This is a genomic window from Pedobacter nutrimenti, from assembly GCF_003208655.1.
Classification (GTDB): domain Bacteria; phylum Bacteroidota; class Bacteroidia; order Sphingobacteriales; family Sphingobacteriaceae; genus Pedobacter; species Pedobacter nutrimenti.
In genome coordinates, this window is sequence record NZ_QKLU01000003.1 from 401614 (window position 1) to 423444 (window position 21831).

19 protein-coding genes are annotated in these 21831 nt (G+C 43.8%); 12 read left to right on the top strand and 7 right to left on the bottom strand.

The features are described 5' to 3' along the window. Window positions 1-7: 7 nt before the first annotated feature. Both B0O44_RS09900 and B0O44_RS09905 read right to left on the bottom strand, forming a co-directional pair. The gene (locus B0O44_RS09900) at window positions 8-244 is read right to left on the bottom strand and encodes a glutaredoxin domain-containing protein (RefSeq protein ID WP_110829785.1); all 237 of its coding nucleotides are present in this window, start codon (window positions 242-244) and stop codon (window positions 8-10) included. A 178-nt stretch (window positions 245-422) separates the two neighbouring features. Continuing rightward, a complete protein-coding gene (locus B0O44_RS09905; protein ID WP_110829787.1) occupies window positions 423-1931 on the bottom strand; it encodes an acyl-CoA dehydrogenase family protein in 1509 nt (502 codons plus the stop codon). Between the two features lie 132 nt (window positions 1932-2063). Here B0O44_RS09905 and B0O44_RS09910 point away from each other — a divergent pair, with 132 nt between their 5' ends. Next, window positions 2064-2384: a hypothetical protein gene (locus B0O44_RS09910; RefSeq protein ID WP_146229801.1), complete on the top strand. Its 321-nt coding sequence runs from the start codon at window positions 2064-2066 to the stop codon at window positions 2382-2384. A 158-nt stretch (window positions 2385-2542) separates the two neighbouring features. Here the strand turns inward: B0O44_RS09910 and B0O44_RS09915 are convergent, their stop codons facing one another. Both B0O44_RS09915 and B0O44_RS24970 read right to left on the bottom strand, forming a co-directional pair. Next, a complete protein-coding gene (locus B0O44_RS09915; protein WP_146229802.1) occupies window positions 2543-3544 on the bottom strand; it encodes a hypothetical protein in 1002 nt (333 codons plus the stop codon). 415 nt (window positions 3545-3959) lie between these two features. Continuing rightward, entirely contained in the window at window positions 3960-4136 is a 177-nt protein-coding gene (locus B0O44_RS24970; RefSeq protein WP_170123304.1) for a hypothetical protein, read from the bottom strand. Window positions 4137-4363: 227 nt separating this feature from the next. On the opposite strand from B0O44_RS24970, the gene B0O44_RS09920 reads away from it, so the two are divergent. The 4 genes from B0O44_RS09920 (at window position 4364) to B0O44_RS09935 (ending at window position 8309) form a co-directional block, all read left to right on the top strand. Next, complete coding sequence (locus tag B0O44_RS09920; protein WP_110829793.1) at window positions 4364-5452, top strand: RpnC/YadD family protein; 1089 nt, start codon at window positions 4364-4366, stop codon at window positions 5450-5452. A 59-nt stretch (window positions 5453-5511) separates the two neighbouring features. Beyond that, window positions 5512-5778, top strand: coding sequence for a hypothetical protein (locus B0O44_RS09925; RefSeq protein ID WP_110829795.1), 267 nt, complete (start codon window positions 5512-5514; stop codon window positions 5776-5778). A 43-nt stretch (window positions 5779-5821) separates the two neighbouring features. Further along, window positions 5822-6061 (top strand): Lrp/AsnC family transcriptional regulator, encoded by a 240-nt coding sequence (locus B0O44_RS09930; protein ID WP_110829798.1) that lies wholly within the window; start codon window positions 5822-5824, stop codon window positions 6059-6061. 235 nt (window positions 6062-6296) lie between these two features. Beyond that, entirely contained in the window at window positions 6297-8309 is a 2013-nt protein-coding gene (locus B0O44_RS09935; RefSeq protein WP_110829801.1) for a S9 family peptidase, read from the top strand. 408 nt (window positions 8310-8717) lie between these two features. Here the strand turns inward: B0O44_RS09935 and B0O44_RS09940 are convergent, their stop codons facing one another. The 3 genes from B0O44_RS09940 to B0O44_RS09950 form a co-directional block, all read right to left on the bottom strand. After that, complete coding sequence (locus B0O44_RS09940; RefSeq protein WP_110829803.1) at window positions 8718-11723, bottom strand: glycosyltransferase family 117 protein; 3006 nt, start codon at window positions 11721-11723, stop codon at window positions 8718-8720. Between the two features lie 191 nt (window positions 11724-11914). Continuing rightward, window positions 11915-12490 carry a Crp/Fnr family transcriptional regulator gene (locus B0O44_RS09945; protein ID WP_110829805.1) on the bottom strand — a complete coding sequence of 192 codons (576 nt, stop codon included), beginning with the start codon at window positions 12488-12490 and terminating at the stop codon, window positions 11915-11917. A 59-nt stretch (window positions 12491-12549) separates the two neighbouring features. After that, window positions 12550-12732 (bottom strand): hypothetical protein, encoded by a 183-nt coding sequence (locus tag B0O44_RS09950; protein ID WP_110829807.1) that lies wholly within the window; start codon window positions 12730-12732, stop codon window positions 12550-12552. 488 nt (window positions 12733-13220) lie between these two features. On the opposite strand from B0O44_RS09950, the gene B0O44_RS09955 reads away from it, so the two are divergent. The 7 genes from B0O44_RS09955 to B0O44_RS09980 all read left to right on the top strand — a co-directional run bounded on the left by B0O44_RS09955 (window position 13221) and on the right by B0O44_RS09980 (window position 21824). Beyond that, on the top strand, window positions 13221-13862 hold the full coding sequence (locus tag B0O44_RS09955; RefSeq protein ID WP_146229803.1) for a DUF6266 family protein: 642 nt from the start codon (window positions 13221-13223) through the stop codon (window positions 13860-13862). Then, window positions 13859-14686 carry a hypothetical protein gene (locus tag B0O44_RS09960; protein WP_110829811.1) on the top strand — a complete coding sequence of 276 codons (828 nt, stop codon included), beginning with the start codon at window positions 13859-13861 and terminating at the stop codon, window positions 14684-14686. The genes B0O44_RS09955 and B0O44_RS09960 overlap by 4 nt, the downstream gene beginning before the upstream one ends. Before the next feature lie 175 nt (window positions 14687-14861). After that, window positions 14862-15509 carry a DUF6266 family protein gene (locus B0O44_RS09965; protein ID WP_110829813.1) on the top strand — a complete coding sequence of 216 codons (648 nt, stop codon included), beginning with the start codon at window positions 14862-14864 and terminating at the stop codon, window positions 15507-15509. A gap of 106 nt (window positions 15510-15615) precedes the next feature. Then, the gene (locus tag B0O44_RS24875) at window positions 15616-15987 is read left to right on the top strand and encodes a hypothetical protein (RefSeq protein ID WP_146229804.1); all 372 of its coding nucleotides are present in this window, start codon (window positions 15616-15618) and stop codon (window positions 15985-15987) included. Next, window positions 15906-16457, top strand: a complete 552-nt coding sequence (locus B0O44_RS09970; protein WP_110830423.1) for a CHAP domain-containing protein — start codon at window positions 15906-15908, stop codon at window positions 16455-16457. Before B0O44_RS24875 ends, B0O44_RS09970 begins: the two co-directional genes overlap by 82 nt. A 111-nt stretch (window positions 16458-16568) precedes the next feature. Further along, window positions 16569-17084, top strand: a complete 516-nt coding sequence (locus B0O44_RS09975; protein ID WP_110829815.1) for a ferritin — start codon at window positions 16569-16571, stop codon at window positions 17082-17084. 345 nt (window positions 17085-17429) lie between these two features. After that, window positions 17430-21824 carry an MBG domain-containing protein gene (locus B0O44_RS09980; protein WP_146229805.1) on the top strand — a complete coding sequence of 1465 codons (4395 nt, stop codon included), beginning with the start codon at window positions 17430-17432 and terminating at the stop codon, window positions 21822-21824. Window positions 21825-21831 lie beyond the last annotated feature (7 nt).

The window sequence follows — 21831 nt, forward strand, 5'->3', positions numbered from 1 at the left end:
TTTGCATTTAGATGGCCGTTAAAAGAGACAATTCTTCTGGTTTGAAACCAATGACCCGCTTAATTTCTTCTTCCTTTTCAAGGAGAATAACCGTTGGCACAGAGCGTATCCTATACTTTAGGGCAATTTCGGGCTGGTCAAAAGGATTAATGCTTTCATAAGAAATTCCTTTTTGATCCAGATATTGTGAAACCATTTTGCAGGGTGCACAATCGTTTTTTTCGAATTTGAGGATTCTTGTCATAAGATGATGATTTGATGTTGTTGATGAACCATGAGCCCTTCGAGGGCTGTTTTCAAATCTCCTTTTTTTATTAAGAATCTTTCTAAATAGTTGTCCACATTCCAGGGCAATCCCAAAGAAAATACAGCAGAAATCTCCGGAAAGACAAGATAAAGTATTAGGTCACTGGGCAAAAGAATCAGTGGGCCATGTTAAAAACTTTTATTTCGTTCAGGTCCATCCAGTTTTTTCCATCCTGATAATTTTCAACCAGTAAGCTGTGGTTTTCAGCTGTATAAAGTGCTGTTAGGGCCGAAATTTCCTGTTGCAGTAAGCTCAGGCAATTTGCGCTCAGCTGACCGGAAAAACCCTGGTCCTGCATATCCAGCACATAAGCAGCGCAAATTACCCTGGCAATGATTTTGCCCAGATCAACGAGTTTACGCTGGGGCAGGTTATCGCCCGGATTAAAGGAAAGCTGTGTTTTAAAATAACCAATGGCACGGTGGCTCAATTCAAAGTTTTTCAAAAATGCAGCCAGTTGGTTTTCTTTCTGTTTTTTCATCAGTTTGCAAACCCCTTCGGCAATTTGTGCGTAGAGCATTTCGTTGGAACCTTCAAAAATCTGGAAGGGCCGGCTGTCCATAATTCCCCGGCCACCAATATTGGAAATGCGGTAACCATTTGCCCCTGATAACTGTACAAGTAAATGTGCCGATTCCTGCATCAGGTCTGTAACTACGGTTTTCATGGCATTTGCCTCCAGCCCTTCGGTGGCCAGGTGATGTTCTATTCCACTGATCATACTGCTTCTATAGCACATGGCAGAGCAAATGGTATAGGCCGACTGCATACGGGAAAGCTGGAATTGTACGTTGTCCAAGCTCAGCAGGCTGCCGCTGCCAACATTCCTGCCCCGGCAATGCGTGGTGGCTTCGTCCAGCATTCTTTGAAGAAAGCCCATGCCCATGCCCGGAAACTGCATTCTGCTGCGGTGCAAAATATCCAGCATCATTTTAATGCCTGTTGTTTCCGGTCTTAAACGGTAATTTTCCGGAACCTGGATGTCTACTTTATTTAAACCATAAGGGATCATATACAAACCGGCATTATCATAATATTGCTCAACCCGTATTTGCTGCCCGGCTTTTTGGGTATCACAGATAAAAAAATCAATGTCCCTTCCCAGATCACCATTGTCCTGCTGTTTTCTTGAAGCAATGAGCCAGAATTTGGCCATACCTGTCAGGCCCTGCCAGTGTTTGGTCCCCTGGAGCTGGAATCCTCCGGGCACAGGCCGGTTGGACGTTCTCATGTTCAATGCATCACTGCCAAAGTCGGGCTCAGTGATCATTAAACCACCCATATTTTGCTCCTGTAAAAACCTGCTGAAAATTTCAGGCTTAAGTTCAGGCTCTGCATATTTTGCGACGGGCTCCAGAAAAAGGGCAATATTAATTCCAAAAGTGAGGGAAAGGGGCAAAGACTCATAAGATGCAGCAGCAAGAATACCCAGACAATCCCTTACCCGGCAGCCCTGTCCGCCATACAGTTCAGGGATGGCTGCTGCCAGGGGCTTGGCAGACATGATTTCAGAAAGTAACTCAGCAGGAAGCCCCCTTTCAAGGCTCAACTGGTTGATGTCGTACTTATTTCTGAAAAGATGTTTCAGGTGTTGGCTAAAGTTGCTGATGTATTCCGGAGTCATTCAAATCTGTTTTAAACCCAAACATACGTTTAATTATTTGGAATTGTTCTAAATAATAAGATCTTTGTCTTTGCCGCCTCGAAACCAGGCCGCAAATGGTCGATCCGGTATTTTAGCTGAAAGCCCAATTTTATGTGTAAATCAAGCCTTATTTGTCGTCAGGGGTCGGTTTTGATAACCCGTTGCCCGGATTGTAAAACCATCAACATCTGGCATAAAACTGCCCTGATCATTTTCTCCTTCGAAGAATTTAATGAATTTGTCCAGGCGACCAAAGGACTTGTTTTTGAGGATTATGCGGAATACAATCCCGAAGGCACCCAGGTGGTGGTCCTGCCTTCAACCTGTCTGGACATTTGCCTGGTTTTTACCTGGCAACAGTGGCAGGACTTCTTTTTTGCATTGCACCAGACGGCTTATATGCAGCAGGTCTATGAAGCTTTCTATGGCTGAGCCGGTCACAAGAGGCCCCTTTAACCTTAATTAACTTTAATTAACCTTTGTTCGTACCCTGTGTAAACCGCGGTTGCTATTTTTGTTTTGTCCAAAGTTACACCGGGAGTTGTAATGAAAAAATGCGGTTATGGTGGATACCAGCCGCATTTTAGACATTATATTTTAATCACCGAATTTGCCAGATTATACAAATCGGTCTCTTTCCCGGGAAGGTCTTTTAGTTTTTTCCTGAAAAGGCTGATGTTTTTTGCGACCCTGCTGTCGGGATGACGTTTGCTAATCGCATCGAAATCTGTTTCCACCTCAGGTGCAATGTTTTTTGTCTCGCTGTCCAAAGTTGGCGTATTTTCCAGCCCGGTTAGCAGATAACTCATATAAGTGCGGTAATTGTTACGGGCCTGCTGCTGGTAATGACTGTTTGGATAACGCTTCAGGTATTGCTCCCAGCAAAAAGCCCAATCACCCAAGGTTTGTCTATCTATTGCCAAACCAGCATCATAGTCAACTACCGGATCATTTTCCAATGCGGTCTGTTCCCAGAATTTTTGGTCGGCTTCCGGAAAATGGGGGGCAAACAGTTTTTTCCAGTAACTTGGTTTAAGATGAAAAACCGGTCCGGTTTCTTCTTCTTCGATAATTTCAATCTCGTGCAAGAGCAATTCTTTATATAAAACCTTTTGTGAAGGGTTTAAAGAAGCCATGAGGCTTATGGCTAATCTTTTCTGGCGATCCGCATTGGACTCATTGTCCAGGTAAGCCGTGTTTTGGTTTTGCTCATAAAGCGTAAGCAATTTCCGTTGCCCTGGATCCAAATGGCTGATTTTTGGAACCAGTATTTGCTGCCACTGCGCCAGTATCTTGTAACGTTGCTGCAGCCCGACATCAGAAAGTTCACGGGCCATAACATTTTCGACCTCGGTCAAAGTGCCGAAATCAGGTTTTTTTTCAAATAAACGAATTTTTAAATCGATGGGGGCCGAAGCATTTGCCGAATCTTTGGCAACGGGTTCCTGTTCTTTTTCATGAGCAGCAGGTGCCGTTTTTTTTGCTGCGGCTGACCTGGGCGTTTCCTGCCTCTCAAAGCGGGTGATTGCCCAGGTAACGGCAAGTGCGGCCAGCACAACCAGGGCAATACATAGAATTTTATATTTGCTCATTTTAATAGGGTAGATCTGCATGAAGACAGGCCACTAAAGCCAGAACTGATTTCCATGCCGGATATGTTTTTCTTAAATAGGTAGGCAAATATATGGATAGAAAGGCGTTTTTTGGGTCTCTATTTTATACTTGTCGGTTTTTTACTGATATCCTGATGATTAGTTAGAGAAGATAGGAATTGCTTTTGCCCCGGGTTTTTCTACTTAGCTTCATTTTTTCTGAGCTATTCGGGAGTGAAAACTTTGTCCTGCACCTGTTTTGTATATTTTTCTACCCATTCTTTGTAATAGTACCTGGCCTATAAGATCTTGGTTTTAAGGCTGAATTGCAAGGGCTTTCCTTTGGCTGCTTTGATGACAGCCAAAAAATAAAAACAATAGAATGGGCAGACCCGGCAGGTCATTTGCAGGGAAACTAATTTTCCAATAACCATTTTACGCCTACAAATAGCATAATAATTACGGCGATGACATATTTCCATTTAATCACTTCGCTTTTTCGGTAGGCGATGTAAATTCCTATTGACATGATGATGGCTATTGCGATAATAAACCAGCCAAACGTGGAGGCGTTTCCTAATTGAATACTCATTTTATATTGGTTTTTTAGGGTCACCTCAATAATTCATCCAATTTTTTTATGGAATAAATTTTAGCTCATGAATTTTATACAGCCTGCATTTCCTGGATCTTCTGATAAAAGAAAATCCAAATATTTTGAGAACAGGATCAGAATCTTGTGTTTCTTTGAAAGAAATTAATATTTCTTTATTTGATAAATAAATTTCTTTTATTTTGATATTTATTTATATTTGGGATATGTATTCAATTGAATTAAAACCTGTAAAATCTTATTGTTTAAGGGAACCGTCTGAAACATACGGTCGCAGAGGGGATGATGAGCTCTGGAAAGGCATTTTAGAGGTGGTGTTTAAAGATTTTCTGCGTTTCTTTTTTGAAGAGGCGGACCAGCTGTTTGACCTGGAACAGGATGTGGTTTTTCTGGATAAGGAATTCAGCAGTATTTTTCCGGCGGAGGAAAATGCCCCGGGCGTACGTTTTGTAGATAAACTGGTTAAGGTACGCTTAAAAGATGGGAGCGGTGAAAGGTTTATTTTGGTGCATGTAGAGGTACAGGGCCAAAAAAGCCATGAAGAGTTGTCAGAACGCATGTTCAGGTATTATTACCGGATCAAAGACAAATACAATATTTCCACGACAGCCTTTGCCATTCTGACCGACAGAGAAAAAGGGTACCATCCCAGGGTCTATGTGGAAGAGTTTCTGGGCACCAGGCTCAGTTACCAGTTCAATACCTATAAACTACTGGAGCAGGATGAGGCTTCCCTGCGGGCGAACCCCAATCCCTTTGCCATGGTTGCCCTGGTGGGTTTGCAGGCCATAAAGTACAAAAAAGCGGGTGACCAGGAGCTTCGGCTTTTAAAACTGGACCTGATCCGGGCGTTGAACAAAAGAAACATCAGTATAGAGAAACATTCGCAGATCATGGAGTTTCTGCAGTATTATATCACATTTAAAAATCCGAGGAACATGTTAAAATTTGAAGAAGAGGTGGCTGAATTAACCGGCCGGACAAAACCGATAGGGGTTGGAGAAATATTACTGGACCGGGCTGAAAAGCGAGGTTTAAAAAAAGGAGAAGAGAGGGGTATGGAAAAAGGTATCGAGAAAGGTATGGAGAAGGGCATAGAAAAAGGCTTAGAGAAAGGTATAGAAAAAGGCTTAGAGAAAGGTAGAAATGAAGTTAAATCGGAAATGGTTTCCAAAATTTTGTTAAAAAAGGGGTATTCCGAACAGACAATATTGGAGATCATCGAATTGCTTGAGGTTTCCAGGGCTTTTATACAAAAGGTCTATAAGGGGAACCAGAAATACAATTACAAATGAAATGTTAAAATTTAAAGAAAAGCGGTTGAAACAAGGCTTATTTAAAAACTGAATTTTAAGTGGATCAGCAAAACCATCAAAACGCATCAGAATCCGGCCAGATTTCTGTGCCTGCGGCAGTGATCCGTTCATTCTTTTCAGATTACCATCTGGGGGAAAGCCAGGATTTACTTTGGCAATTGTTTAAACTGGCCTTTTCCGAAAACTGGAGCAGCTTGTCTGCTATGGAAAAGGAGAACCTCTGCACCTTTTATGAACAACTGGATGCTTTACTGGCAGCGGTTTATGAAAATATTGATGAAAACCAGGGCGTAAAAGAAAAATAAGCACCGGAAAAAATAGATCAATTCATCTTAATTAAATATTCATATGGAAGAAATGGAAAACACAGACATTGTTGTACATGAAGTTACCGAGGCCCAGAAGCAGGCACTTGCTGCAAGCCTTGGTAAAAAACTTGGACTTAGTCCGCAGGAAGTCCTTTACCGTTTAAAAAGCCTGGAAGAAAGAGGAGAATTGACGCTTGAGTACAGGACTTTGGGGAATGAAGGTGCTGTTTTTGCCGAGTTTAAAACACTGGGGCCGCCTTTCCCAGGCTCAGTGCAGTAGAAGTAACCGGCCTTGTACATATCAATTGAGGTTCCGGAAAATTTCATATCACCATGATGTAAACATGTTAAAGAACCTTAAAAAAGGTTAAAATTTGTTGCAACATTGTTGCTAATAAGATGTAGTCTTATATATTTGGCATGTTGCCAGGTGAATTCCTTGTGGCAAACGAAATTTTCCGGATCCCTTTTGTACAGGGAACATCCGCTTACTTTTAAAAAAACTTATATTTAAAATGAAAAAATTATTTTCTTTTATGGTCCTTATTCTTGGATTACAAATGGCCAGGGCGCAGGAAATTCCATTGCTGGACCGGGAGCTATTTTTTGGGAACGCTAAAATTTCCGGTGGCCAGCTCAGTCCCGATGGAAAGTACATTTCTTTTATGAAAGAGTACAATGGGATTATGAACATCTGGGTCAAATCTTTTAATGAGCCCTTCGAAAAAGCCCGCCCTTTAACCGGAAGCAAAAGACCCTTACACGGTTATTTCTGGACAAATGACGGAAAATATGTTTTGTACACCCAGGACAAGGACGGTGATGAAAATTTAAATATCTATGCTGTTGACCCCATTGCCGGATCTGCAACAGGCGGTGTGCCTGAGTCAAGAAACCTTACCCCTTTAAAAGATATTGCAGCAGAGATTTTTATGGTTAGCCGTAAAAACCCTGATCTGTTGATGGTTGGGATTAACGACCGGGATAAGGCCTGGCACGATCTGTATAGCTTAGAGATTTCAACAGGTAAACTGACCAAAATTTATGAGAACAAAGAAAGGATTAAAGGATATAATTTCGATTGGGATGAAAACCTGAGGATTTTGACCAAAACCGATGAAAAAGGAAATAGCCAAATGCTGTATAAGCAAGGGGATAAACTTAGCCCCGTTTATGAAACCTCAGTAACTGAGTCTGCCGGAGTATCTGGCTGGAATGCCGACAATAGCCGGTTTTATCTGGAAAGCAATAAAGGGGATTTAAATCTTTCCACGCTTTTTCTAATGGACCCACTGACCAGGCAACTGACCAAAATCGAAAGCGATCCTAAGGGTAAAGTAGATTTCGGTAATTTATTTTTAGACCGGAATACGCATAAAATCATCTCAACCTCTTATACTTCCGACAAAACAGAGACCTATTGGAAAGACAAAACCTGGGAAGCAAATTACAAATACCTGCAAAGTAAATTTCCAGGCAGAGAGGTGAATTTTTCGAGTGCGACCAAAGATTATTCGAAATTTTTAATTTCTGTATGGGGAGATAAATATGCACCGGAAGTTTATTTCTTTGATGCCAAAACAAAGGCACTTGTATTCCAATACACCCCAAAACCAACGCTCAAAAAGGTAGAACAGTATTTGGCTGCCATGACCCCTGTAAGCTACAAGAGCAGTGACGGACTGGAAATTCCGGCTTACCTGACCATCCCTGCGGGTTCAAATGGCAAAAATTTGCCAGTGGTGGTATTGGTGCACGGTGGCCCGAAAGGGCTAAGGGACGATTGGGGATATGCCCCGCAAGTACAGTTTCTGGCCAATCGCGGTTATGCCGTTTTACAACCAAACTTCCGGGCCAGTGGTGGTTATGGAAAACATTTTCTCAATGCAGGCGATTTGCAATGGGGTAAACTGATGCAGGATGACATTACCTGGGGGGTAAAATACCTGATCGAAAAAGGAATTGCCGATAAAAGCCGTATTGCCATAATGGGTGGAAGTTACGGCGGCTATGCTACCCTTGCAGGTCTGGCCTTTACACCCGAATTGTATGCTGCCGGTGTGGATATTGTAGGACCGAGTAATATTTTTACTTTACTGGAGTCTGTGCCGGCCTATTGGGAATCGGGCAGGGCCTTTTTGTACGGTATGGTCGGGGATCCGGGAACTGAGCAGGGCAAACAAAGGATAAAAGAAGCCAGCCCACTGTTTAGTGCCGATAAAATCAACAAACCTTTACTTATAATTCAGGGGGCTAACGACCCAAGGGTAAAGCAAGCCGAGGCAGATCAGATTGTTGTTGCGCTTCGTGAAAAGGGTAAAAAGGTTGCTTACCTGCTGGCAAATGACGAAGGACATGGTTTTGCCAAACCTGTCAATAAAATGGCCATGTATGCCGAAACCGAAAAATTCTTGTCAGAAGTTATTGGAGGAAGGTATCAGAAAGAAATGCCAGCAGAAGTTGCAAAGCGCTTACAGGAAATCACACAAGACATCAACAAAGTAAGCCATAAACCTGCCGAAAAATAAAACAGCAATAAAACATCATCCACCATTAAAAAAGTACTATGGCATTATACCATGGTACTTTTTACATTTTATATACATCAGGTTTGAAGAATGGGTTAGAGTTTATTATTTCATTAAACCCTCCTTTCTCGGGGACAGGGTGAGTTGTCTGCGCCGTCCGGTGCCATGCGGAACAGACAAAATAACTTTGTATAAATTGTTGTAGGAATGACCAATTATTTGACAAGAAAAACCAAATTTCATATAGCGTGTTTTAACGCTCCAAAGTTTGGTTTTTAGAAAGATGAATAAATTATGCCCGGATAATTTGTTGTTGTTATTTTATTGGTATTTTATAGATTTGATTTTAAGATTCCTATTCCCAATCGAAGCAACAACGGTTTTGAAACATCGAACGATTTGATAGAATCAATTTCCGAACTTTTTCATATAATCATTTAGCTCTGTTTGCAATTTGCCGGAAAGTACATTTTGTTTGTCCTTTTTAGTGAGATCAACCATGGCATTGAGCAATTGCAAACCCAATTGTATTTCGCGTGTGTCCACTTTGCTTTTATTTTGGGTATATAAGTGATAATTGTAATCCAGTTGATCCTTAACGGATTCATTGACCGTGTTTAACAGCTTGTTGCCCAATGGAATGTCATTCAGTTGGAAGGCGAGTTCAGCTAAAAAAAGCTTTTGGCCGGCGAAATCAAAATAGAATATGACTTCAGGCATTTCCTGGTCATATTTATGAAGTGCTTTCAGTGCCAGATCATGATGGCCTTCCTGGATAAGACCCTGGATCAGGTCAATAAAAGTTGATGTCATTACAGGATAATACGCAGATCGGGACTGTTGGTCCAGATACCGTGCATTTTTAAAATTGCCAAACTCAAACTTGTTCATGATGTTGTCATACATAATCATGGGGTTTGTTTTACTCAATTGGTTTTGAATTTTGTTGTCCTTTTCAAGAGGGATTAAGTGATATATGAAGCCCTCTTTGTATAAATAGGGTTGCAAGCCTATAAAGTTCTCATTATTCATGGTAATGGTAAAACAAATCGGCCTTTTCCAATCGTTGTGTGCCAGTATATCAAGCATCGCAAGGTTGTCTTTGGTGATGTAATTTGGGCTAAACTGCCATTCCATAATTTTGGCAAGCTGGTTTTTGCGATCAGGGGCAATTACACCATTTTTGATCACCTCATCCGGATTTATCGTGATTTTAAAATTTTTAGTCGGCAAATAGTTGGTGTATTCACCATTCTGATATTCCAACATGATTTGTTTCTGATCTGAAGTGATGAAATCAAATACCTCTTTAAGTTCCACAGATCCGGTGATCTTTTGGTCACTGTAAGGAATCGCATCCCTGATGCCTTCTTTATACTTATCATAAGGCATGGTAATGGGCAGTGGTGCCGATTGGTTCATGCGCTTTTGCATTTGGCGTATATACCATTCAGTGCCCAAAAGACTGAGGTTAACAATACGGACATCAGGTCTTATTCCTTCTACTTCCTGGGCGTACCAGAGTGGATAAGTATCATTGTCCCCATAGGTAAATAAAATCGCATTCGCAGGGCAGGAAATCAGGTAATCAAAAGCCATATCGCGGGCTACCCATTTGGTGGAGCGGTCATGGCTTTTCCATTCCTTGGCGGCCAATAACACCGGAGCCATCAAAAGACCAATAACGGTCGAAGCAATGGCAGCAGCTTTAGCATGGATAACCTTACGGATTAATTCTGCAAGGGCCAGTACACCAAGCCCTATCCAGATGGCAAAAGCATAAAAGGAACCTACATAGGAATAATCCCGCTCTCTGGGTTGTATGGAAGGTTGATTCACATACAATACAATGGCCAGACCAGTAAAAAGGAAAAGCAAAAAAATGACCAATGCGTCCTTTTTTTTGCGTTTAACATGATAAAAAACTCCAATCAGGCCCAGAATTAACGGCGCTGCATATAATGGGGTATAGGTGATGCCACCAATCACCGATTTTGGAAGATTTTTGCTGCTGTCAAATAAGCCGCTGGTCCAGTTGCCATCAATCCCTGCCGGATCTGTTTGTCCGTCGCTGTCATTGTAGCGCCCAACAAAATTCCATAAAAAATACCGCCAGTACATTTGGGACATCTGCCAGCTGAGCATCCATTGTAGGTTATCGATAAAAGTAGGGGACTTATCCTCAGGCATCTGTAACCAGCTTTTGTAAAATTGCACGTCCTGTGGACTGGTACTGTACATGCGAGGTAAAAAAGTAGTGCGGTCGTAAACGGGATCAATTTTTCGCCCGGCATTTTCATACTGTGTTTTTCCTTTACGGTAAATCACCTCTCCTTCTTTTTGTTCAATAATTTTCGAATCGAAATAGGGTCCGCTTAACAGTGGGTTTTCTCCATATTGGACCCGGTTCAGGTAACCATACAGGGTAAATGCATTATCAGGGTGAGAGTTGTTCAGGTGAGGGTCTGCAGCAGCCCTGATCGGGATATAGGCGAATGAACCGTAGCCAAAATAGATAAAAGCAATGCACAATAAGGCCAGATTAAGTTTTGGTTTTTTATTCCGGATGCTGTATAGGATACCCCATACGATTGCCGCAATAAGTAAGGATATAAAAAAGAAGGCACCTGTGCCGAAGCCCAGGCCAAGCGAATTCACAAAGAAAAGATCAAAATATGCCGCCAGTTTTACCGTATATCCCCGGATGCCATACTGTACAAAACCCAGGATGGCCACCCCGGTCAGGAAGGCCCGGATGCCATTTTTTACCGTAATCTTTTTACTCCTTCGGAAGAAATAGACCATGGCGATGGCAGGAATCGTGAGCAGGTTAAGCAGGTGAATGCCAATTGATAAACCCATGATATATGCAATGAAAATAAGCCATCTGTCAGATCTGGGTTCATCGGCCTGGGCATCCCACTTTAAGATGGCCCAGAATACAATGGCTGTACACATGGAAGATAAAGCAAATACAATGGTTTCAACAGCAGAAAACCAGAACGTATCGGTATAGGTAAATGCCAGCGCCCCAACCAGGCCTGCCCCCATAATTACAATAAGATTTGAGGTATGAACAGGGTCATCGGGCTTGCTGAGGAGCATCTTTTTGGCAAGTGCCGTTATTGTCCAGAACAAAAACATAATGGTTACGCCACTGGCTATTGCTGAGCCCATATTCATAAAGTAAGCCACTTTAGTTGAATCACCCAGAGATAAAAGCGAAAACATTTTTCCCAGCATTGCAAATACAGGATATCCAGGTTGATGAGCTATTTGCAGACGGTAAGCACATGAAATGAACTCGCCACAATCCCAAAAACTAACTGAAGGCTCTAAAGTTAAAATGTATGTTGACGAAGCGATAATCAAACAAAGCCAACCCAACAGATTATTGATCTTTTTGTATTGCATTTATCAATTTTTTGTGTAGAAGTTTAAATGTCAGTATTTTACTGCTAACTATTGGAAAAATTATATAAATATTAGACAATTCTAATCTGTAGTTAACATAAGTTCAGGTACAAATCTGAATTTAAAACTCATGTCCGCAATCGAAGCAATGATGGACTTGAGGCAAGGATAAGCTCATGATACCTTCGTTTTTAATGTTTGCTGTTGTACCTTGCCTTGTGTATACAATAACTGGCCTCGGTCATTTGCAAAAAAGAAGCACAGTCTTTGTTGGGCAACTGATCTGCCGGATAATGTTTAAAAAATTGTTCCACCTTTTGGGCGGCGCTTAAAGTCATCCATAAGTTTTTATTGAAATCAATTTCTTTTTCCAGCAGCATAAAGTGACTGGCCAGTTTATGGGTTTCGGGATATTGCTCCAGCCTCAGATAATCTTTGCGGTAAAGGAGCAGGGCCTGGCAGGGGCTAAGGGTTGAAATAGACAATTTTGAAGCCACAGGCTGAAAAAAACTATGTAAATCTGCTACAATGTGTCCGGGCTGGTATAAACGGACCACAGTCAGCCTGCCGTTGAGATCAGCCGCGGTAGATTTGATATAGCCTTTTAGCAGGTAGAGGGCAAATTTGGTCATTCCGCCAATGTCCAGCAGGTTGAACCGGGCCTGGAATGTTTTGTATTGAACAGCACTGCTTAAGTCTGCCCTGAAGCCGGCAGACAGATTGCTGATCAGGTGCAGCATGTCTAATAATTCTTTTGTCCTAAGCATTCTCTTTAATCATTTCGGGGTGAATGATTAAAGAGAATAGCTGTTGCAATGGATAGCTGTTATAAAATTTCAATTTCATTGGGATCAAGACCCATAAAATGGGCGAATTCTTTAACAGTAAGGTATTGTAGCGGCTTTTTTTTAAGTAAGCTGCGGATCTGCTGAATCAGCAATTGCGATTTTCTAAGACTAAAACCGGTAATCCTGATCACATCTTTAGGAAATATGAGTACTCTTTTCATAACGTTTAGCTGTTGTATCGCAAATAGGGTGGCACCTGGCATGGAAACAACTGTTCTATGGAACTCGTATTGCAATAGGTTGTTGAATTAATTTTTTGATAAATATATTATTTAATAAAGAAAAACAAACTATAATTTTTGAAAAAATTTTAGCAACCATGCAAAATGCGCATAAAGCGCAAAACATGCATAAAACGCATGATGCGTATAAAACGAAAGCCGTTAATTTTCAAAGAAATAAGTTTGGATAGCGTTTTGAAAAAGGATGAAAATTGGCAGAGCAGAAAGAAAAAACAGGCTTAAGGTGTGGCTGCTAAATAGGCTGTACCTGAACCTGCTCTTAACCGGACCTGCTTCGTCTTTTGTTCGATGGGTGCCATAGAAAAGTGATCGCAGACAGGAGTTATACAAAAGGCTTGGTCAGGATGCTTTTCCGGTCCTTTTTCAAAATTTTAATGTTCAATTATTCATTTTTAAAACAAAAGATCATGGCAAAATTACACAATGGAGTTTTCGGACCCTTTTCAGGAAAACTAGGTCCTCTAGTTGGTGCAAGTTGGAAAAACATTCCTTACCTGCGTTCACTTCCCACAAAAAAACCAGGTCGTAGTCAGACACCGGCACAGCTGGCCTGTCAACAGAAATTTAAATTCGTTACAGAATGGCTGGTGCCTTTCCACCCTTTTGTAACGGTAGGCTTTCAGAATCTGGCGCAAAGGAGAACCGAAATTAACGCTGCGTTTTCCATTAATTATAAAGAAGCAATCACTGGGGTTTATCCATATCTGGGCGTGGATTATTCGAAAGTCAAACTGAGTAAGGGACCCTTACCGGAACTTGTGGATCCGGAGTTACATCTTAAAGCACCAAATGTATTGGAACTTCGCTGGTCACAGCATCAATTGCTTCATGCCGCTTATGACGACCAGCTGATGCTGGTATTGTACAGTCCGGAACTTAAAATTGCCGATGGCTTTATTGGGGGGGTGAAAAGGGCCGATTTGTCCTGTGAATTTAAGTTTAACCCCAAAATGGTGGGTAAAACGCTCGAAGCTTATGTGGCTTTAGTGTCTTTAAACGGAAAAAAGATTGCCAACAGCAGTTATCTGGGAAAGGTGGGGCCCTTATGAAATGCATAGATTATCCCGGTTATCCGGTACCGGACTTTAGGGCGCAAATGGACCAGCTCCGGGCAGGTTTTAAAAAGAAAGGGGTAGAGCTGGCCTTACAAGACATCATACTGAGCTGCTTTAATGATTTTATGGAGGGTAAAACCTGCTATTATGAGCAATTGTTGTATATGAAAGCCCTGCAGGCAGAACTGATTAATTTTTGCAATAAAGTATCGGGCGCTCCTTTTACGGAATTACTGATCCAGCATTTGTTGTTTTTGAGGTTTAATCATTCTGCGTTTATTTCCTTTTACCAATTGAAAATCAGAGAGGGACTGGAACCTGTTTTTGAACTACGGATGCAATTCGACTATTTGTGTGCCTATGAAAAGGCGCTTAAAATTCAAACAGAATGGGCAAATGGGGTTTTTGACAAAAAATCGCCTGCAGCTCATATGGCTGTTTTGGCCTATGTAAAGGCCGAATTGGAATACCTGCAAAAAAAACAGAACTGGGACCTGGGTGACAGGCCGCTTCAATTAAAAACTACTGCCGGACCGGCTTACCGGATAAAAGTTTCTATTTCTGCAGATGCCCTGGCCTATCTGCTCCGCTTGCTTGTGGAATCTGGGATCATCATTGCCCAGCCCCGTTCGCAGCTGCTGGGTTTTGTGGCCCGTAATTTTCAAACACCAGGAATTGGAGAACAGCTGCTTTCGGCAAGCAGCCTGGGGGTGAAATACCTGCAAGTGGTTCAAACAACTGCCAAGGGTGTAAGGGCGGCTTTAATGCGGATGTTGAAAATCCTGGACAGTCGTTTTGCTTTTGTACATTTTTTTTAATGAAAAATTTTATGGCCAAATGAAGCGATAAAGACTGTTTTGCAGGTTTTTAAAGGAGGGGTAACAGACCCCGTCAACTGCCAGGCCGGCTTTGAATTTTTTCCCTTTGTCTTGTCCGCCGGCCCCGGCCCGGCAGACAAATTAACAGATTTTTTAACCCCTAATTTTTAAAAACATGGGAATAATCAGACAGGGAATCCTTGGCGGGTTCCGGAAAAAGACAGGATCGGTGGTGGGCGCACATTGGCGCACGCTGGATGTAATCAGGGGCCTGCCCCGAAAAAGCGGAAAGGCACCCACCAAACTGCAGAAAGACCAGCAGAGTAAATTTGGCTTAGTGACCGGCTTTTTAAGCTGGATTGGCGATTTGGTGGAAATGGGTTACAAGTCGCAGAGTGGCATTGCAACGGCAATGAACAGCGCTGTGGCTTATAACCTGAAAGAAGCCTTAACTGATACAGGTACAGGGATTGAATTGAATTATCCGAAAATCAGTTTCAGTTCGGGCCGGCTACGTTTGCCGGATGACTTGAAGGCGGTTGCAGTGACCGGCGCAAAAATTGATTACAGTTGGTCTCATTTGGAGAAGGACGACAAATTTCTGAATGCCAGGGACAGTGCCAATATTCTGGTATACAATCCGGTAAAAGGCAAACTGGTCAAATCGAAGGAAGCAGAAACCAGGTCAGTCGGTGCATTCAGCCTGCAGTTGCCGGCAAACTTTACCGGAGACCAGGTGCATTGCTACATCAGCTTTAATTCGGCGGTACAAAAGGCACTCGCTTCAGAAACCTTTTACGCTGGTAAATTAACGGTTATTTAAAAGATGACCCATTAAAAACTGAAGATAACCGGTTTTCTGCTGAGTATGGACACCTGTGTGACATGAAAAGCAGGCGGACCGGTTATCTTCCTAAACGGACAATACAATGAAAACTTTAAATCTGGAAAAGCCGCAGGCCTTTTCCTATGGCTGGCTGAAAATAGGGGCTATTATGGTGATTTTAGTGCTCCTGTGGCCTATTTTGCAGCATTGGATGTGGACACAAGACGGAACTTCGGGTTATATAGACCCCTCGGTGGCTTTACTGGTTTTGCTGGCCCTAATGAGTTACCTGCTGCTGCTCTGTCTAAGCTGGTTGCTTTTAAAACACTTTTGGCTGGCCATGGGCCTGCCCGGATTGGGGATTATGGTTTTACAATTTCAAACTTTAGAATTATGGCAGCAATTGGGCTTTTACTGGGCATCGTTTGCCTTGCTGGTGTTGGCAGGAGTGTGCTCCCTGGGGGCAATCTTTTAAGTATTGCCAGAAGGGAGGTTGGCGTAAAAGAACGTACAGGACAAAATGATGGTCCCAGGGTGGAAGCTTACCTTGGGGCAGTCGGCTTAAAAAAAGGAAATCCCTGGTGTGCTGCTTTTGTTTGCTGGACCTTTAAACAGGCAGGTTATGCTTTGCCCAGAACGGCCTGGTCGCCTGACCTGTTTCCAAAAGAAAAACGGGTCAGCCAGCCAGTTCCGGGATCAATTTTTAGTATTTATTTTCCTGTTTTAAAACGAATCGGGCATTGCGGTTTTGTCGAGTATGTTTATGGGCACTGGATCGGGACGATTGAGGGCAATACAAGCGGGCAGGGTTCAAGGGAAGGAGATGGGGTGTACCGAAAATTCAGGCACATCCGGACGCTGAAATCATTTGCAGACTGGAGGGAAAAAAATAAAGGATTTCAGAGGCCAGTTTTAAAAAAGGCGGCGCTACTGTTTTTTCCATGACGCAGGAATTTGATGTAAAATAACTTAATCTGATGATGGAAATTCAGTTTAAATTTCGTTAATTAGATTGATTATAAATAATAAGTCAAAAAAAGATTTAAGCCATCACATATGATCAACAGAAAAATGGAAACGCTGCTGAATGAGCAGATCAATTTAGAAATGTACTCCGCTAATGCCTATTGGGCCATGTGCTCCTGGTTATTGGAAAAGGACCTGGACGGATTTGCAAACTATTTTAAAGTACAGGCCAAAGAAGAGCTTTTTCATGCCGAAAAGCAATTTGACTACCTTCATGATGTTGGGGGCAAAGTAACCATTAAGGCTATTGAGCAGCCCTCATCGGCATTCGGGTCGGTACTGGAAATATTTGAGACCGCTTTGGAGCATGAAAAATCTGTCACAAAAAGCATCGGCAACCTGATCAAGGCGGCGTTTGAGGAAAATGATTTTGCTACCCATACTTTTTTGCAATGGTTTGTGACCGAGCAGGTGGAGGAAGAAGCGACTGTATCTCAGATTGTCAGTAAATTAAAAATGATCGGGGATAATTCTTCCGCCTTGTATTTACTCAATGCAGAACTTGCCCAAAGAAAATTTAATGTAGCTACCGGCGGGGCAGAATAATGAACCTGCAAGCCGTTGACCCTTGGGTTAACGGCTTTTTCTTTGAAAAGAAATTAATCCCAAACCATCTGATCTGATTGAATTCTAGTAGGCGGGCGCTGAAAGCTTTTTTGCAGGTTATATTGTGCTAAAAATAATCAATATTGCACTTCTAAAAGTGCAATATTGAAGCAGCCGCCTTCCAATGGTGTTCCAGGTAGTTTTTAAGCCTAAACAGAGGCATCATCAGCCCGCAGAACATTTTTAAAGCGGGAAAGGCCCTAACTTTCTTTATAATTATTATTTTTGATTTTCCTTGCTGCACAGGAGATTGGGAAAGGCTGCGGCATCTTTAAAGCGCTTTTTATGAAAAAACTTCTACTCCTGATCGCTGGATTTCTGTTTCTGACCTTAAACTTACAAGCCCAGATACAGCTTGCAACCTCGCAAACCAATGGCCTTAACGGTGCTTGTCTGTTGTGCGGGGTGACCAATCCGAACAATGCGGTCAATAACAGTAATTTGACAGATTATTCTTCCTTTGCCATTACTGAAGGATTAATAGGGGTTAGTGTAGAGCAGACGCTGATTTTTCCTGTAGCCAACCTGCACCGGGGTGTGGATTCGCTGATGATCCGTATTGGCGCAGACAATGCGGTGCTGACCCCAGGCCTGTTTGGTGGGGTTAGTGTAGAAACGGCTAATGGCACAACATCCAATAATGATGCGGTTGTCCTGGGTCCTGCAAATGTGCGGTTGGTCAGCAATGGAGCACAGGCAGAGGTTTTTATGGTCCCGGGGGCGCAATTTGACCGGGTTAAGATCAAGCTCAGCTCGATCCTGGTGGGGCAACTTTCGGGGCTGAGGATTTATTATACGTATTATACTCCCCCGCAACCACAGCCGGATGCCAATGGCATACTCTATGTGAAAAAGGGGGTCAATGGTTTGGGAAACAGCTGGTCGAGCCCCCTGGGGGAAGTGGCTGATGCCTTAAAACTGGCCAAAAACAATACGGCGGTAAAACAAATCTGGGTGGCCGCCGGAAATTATAAACCCCTGTATGCCGCAGATGATTTAAACAACGGGCCAAATTCAACCAATAGGCAAAACTCTTTTGTACTGGTGAAAGATGTAGCGGTGTATGGTGGCTTTGCGGGTACAGAAACACAATTGGGCCAGCGCAACTGGGCACTGAACAAAACCATTTTAAGCGGGGAGATGCAAAACGACGGGAACAGTACTAATAATGCCTATCACGTGGTCATTTCGGCTGCAGATGTAGGAAGCGCTACACTGGATGGTTTTACGGTTTCTGATGGTGTCGCATTTATGGAGGATTCCGGCTTAAGCAGGGTGACGGTTAATGCTACGCTGCTGACCAACCGTTTTGCCGGCGGAATCTATTGCGCCGCTTCTTCACCCCTGATTAAAAACTGTTTGCTGACCAACCATACCGGTTATGCCAGTACGGCCTTTAGAAGTGAATCCGGAAGCCCGGTGCTGGTGAATACAGTGATGAGCGGAAATTCAAGTACCCTATACAGTGTTGTTTTTACGGCCCTGGGCGGTCCGGCCAGCCTGATTAATGTGAGTATTGTCAACAACAGCTGTACTTTTCCGGTTTTAATGGAGGGCGGGGTACTGTACAATTCCATTGTCTGGGGCAATACAGTTTTTTCCAATAATCCCGCTTCGTCAACCACGACCATTCAAAACAGTATCGTTCAAAAAGGCAGCTTTGGATCGGTAGACATCGGTACTGATCCCTTGATGAACAATGTGGCTGGTGGCGATTATAGCCTGAAAAGGGGAAGCCCGGCAATTAACGGGGGCAACAATACTTTTTATCCGGTCGGCCTGAACACGGACAGGGACCTTGCGGCCAACCCGCGTTTAATAGGAAACAGTATAGATATAGGGGCTTATGAATACCAGTCTGTTGTTCAAAGCATCAGCCCGGTTGCAGCGCTAAGCAAAACCTATGGCGATGCCGATTTTAACCCTGGTGCCACCAGCAGTTCGGGTCTGACGGTCAGTTACAGTTCGGCCGATAACAGCATTGCTGAGGCTTATCAGGATGCTGCCGACGGCAACAAATGGAAAATAAAAATTAAAAAAGTAGGCGTGGTGAGCCTGAAGGCCAGCCAGGCCGGTGCAGGGAATGTAGACCCTGCCCCGGATGTGACTTTTACTTTAACCGTAGCACAAAAACCAGTAACAGTGGTATTGAACGGGGGATATACGAAGCTTTACGATGGCAAGCTTACGGCTGCTTTGACTGCTGCAGCTGTATCTTTTACCGCCGGTGATGTGCTGGGCGGAGATGATTTGGCGATTGGCCTGAGCGCAGGCGGGGCGTATACCGATAAAAATGCTGGTCATTCAAAAGCCTTGACCCTTCCTCTTGCAGCTATTGCTTTAAGCGGCGTTTCGGCGCCTAACTACCGCATTGCAAATTCTGCAGACCTGGGCAATACGCTGGGGCAAATTGATCCCGTAGCTTTGACCATTACCGCCAATAATGCGGCAAAAACTTACGATGGGCAGCCCTATCAGGGCGGAAACGGACTGAGTTATAATGGCTTTGTGAACGCAGAAGACGCCTCTGTACTGACTGGAACTTTAATGTATACCGGAAATTCCCAGGGCGCTGTGAATACGGGAAGCTACACCTTAATGCCTTCGGGCCTGGCTGCGCTGAATTATACGTTGACTTATGTTTCCGGTACCCTGACCATTTCCAGCAGCGCAGCCAACATATTGACTTTTAATACACAAAGCCCGGGAAGTACCTTAATGAAAACGTATGGGGATGCAGATGTCAATGCTTCTGCCGTCGCCAGTTCAGGACTTGCGGCCAGCTATCAGAGCAGTAACCCCCTGGTGGCTACCATAAACGCCCAGGGACAGGTGCAGCTGCTGGCTTCAGGCACGGCGACCATTACCGCTGCCCAGGCCGGGGACAGCAATTATGCCCCGGCAGCTCCTTTGAGTTTTATTGTACAGATTGCTCCAAAAGCACTGCAGGTAACGGCAAAAGATTACAGTAAAACCTACGACGGGCTGCCTTATCAAGGTGGAAACGGCGTAACCTATGCCGGGTTTGTAAACGGAGATACCCAGGCCGTGCTGAGCGGAAACCTGGTGTACAACGGGACCGCCCAGGGTGCGGTCAATACGGGAAATTACAGCATTGTGCCTTCGGGATTGACTGCGGCCAATTACCAGCTCAGTTATGTTGCCGGTAATTTAAACATTGTTCCGGCCGGATACAATGTAATTACTTTTAATGCGCAGACCGCAGGGAGTACCCTGGTGCTGACTTATGGCGATGCAGCAGTGAATGCATCGGCCCTGGCCAGTTCGGGGCTGCCGGTGAGCTACAATAGCAGTAACCCTGCGGTGGCCAGCCTGGATGCAAATGGACAATTGAGTATTTTATCGGCCGGAAACACAACCATTACCGCCAGTCAGCCCGGCGACGGCAACCACCTGGCAGCAGTACCGGTTTCTTTTAACCTGCAGGTGCAGCAAAAAGGCCTGGTTATTACCGCCAATAACCTCAGCAAAACTTATGATCATATTGCTTTTAATGGAGGCGGAGGCCTGACTTATACCGGTTTTGTAAAAGGGGAAAACGAAAGTAAACTGCAGGGTACCCTGGTGTACGGAGGGACTGCGCAAGGGGCGATAGGTACTGGCAGTTACTTCATCAGCCCTTCGGGCCTGACTTCTTCCAATTACGACATCAGTTATAAAGATGGCAGTCTGACCATAACCAAGGCGGGTTTAACCGTGAATGCTGTGGCAAAAAGTAAAGTATACGGATCGGCCGATCCACTATGGACCTATTCGGTTACAGGCTTATTGCAGGGCGATGCCTTACAAGGCACACTCAGCAGGAGCCCTGGTGAAAATACGGGGAGTTATCCGATTCTGCAGGGCAGCCTTTCGGGCGGTGACAATTACAGTTTAAGTTATGTTCCTGCGGCATTGACCATCAGTAAAGCAGCCTTGGTGGTTACTGCCGATAATCAGCAGGTATGTCAGGGCGCGAACCTGCCTGTCTTTAGCCTCAGCTATTCAGGCTTTCAAAACGGAGACAATGCAAACAGCCTGGGTACTAAAGCCAGTGTCGGTACTGCAGCCAGTGCAGGTTCGCCTGCCGGCAGTTATGCGCTGGTTCCCGGCGGAGCGGTATCGGCCAATTACACATTCAGTTATGTCAACGGAAACCTGCAAATCAATGCCTTGCCAGCCGTGAGCATCAGCAGCAGTAATGGCAATTCGGTCAGTAAAGGCGAAAGCCTGGTCCTGACAGCCTCCGGGGGCAACAGTTATTTGTGGGAAGGCCCGGGCATCGGTGGGCAAAATACGGCAAGTTTAAGCCTTCGCCCTCAGCAAAGCGGAACTTATACCGTAACGGTTAGCAATGCCAGTGGCTGCAGCCAGCGTAAAAGTTTTGATTTGACCGTACGGGAAGATTTTCAGGCCATTGCCACCACCAACATCATCAGCCCCAATGGCGACGGGATAAACGATTTGTGGATCGTTAAAAACATCGACATGTACCCGAATAACCAGGTGAAAATTTTTGACCGGGCAGGCCGGATTGTTTACGAGAAAAGGGGCTACGACAATAGCTGGAACGGAACAGTCAATGGCAGCCCGCTGTCCGAAGGGACCTATTATTACATCCTGGATTTTGGGACCGGAAAACTGAAACAAAAAGGCTATATCACCGTAATCCGGCAGTAATGGGACT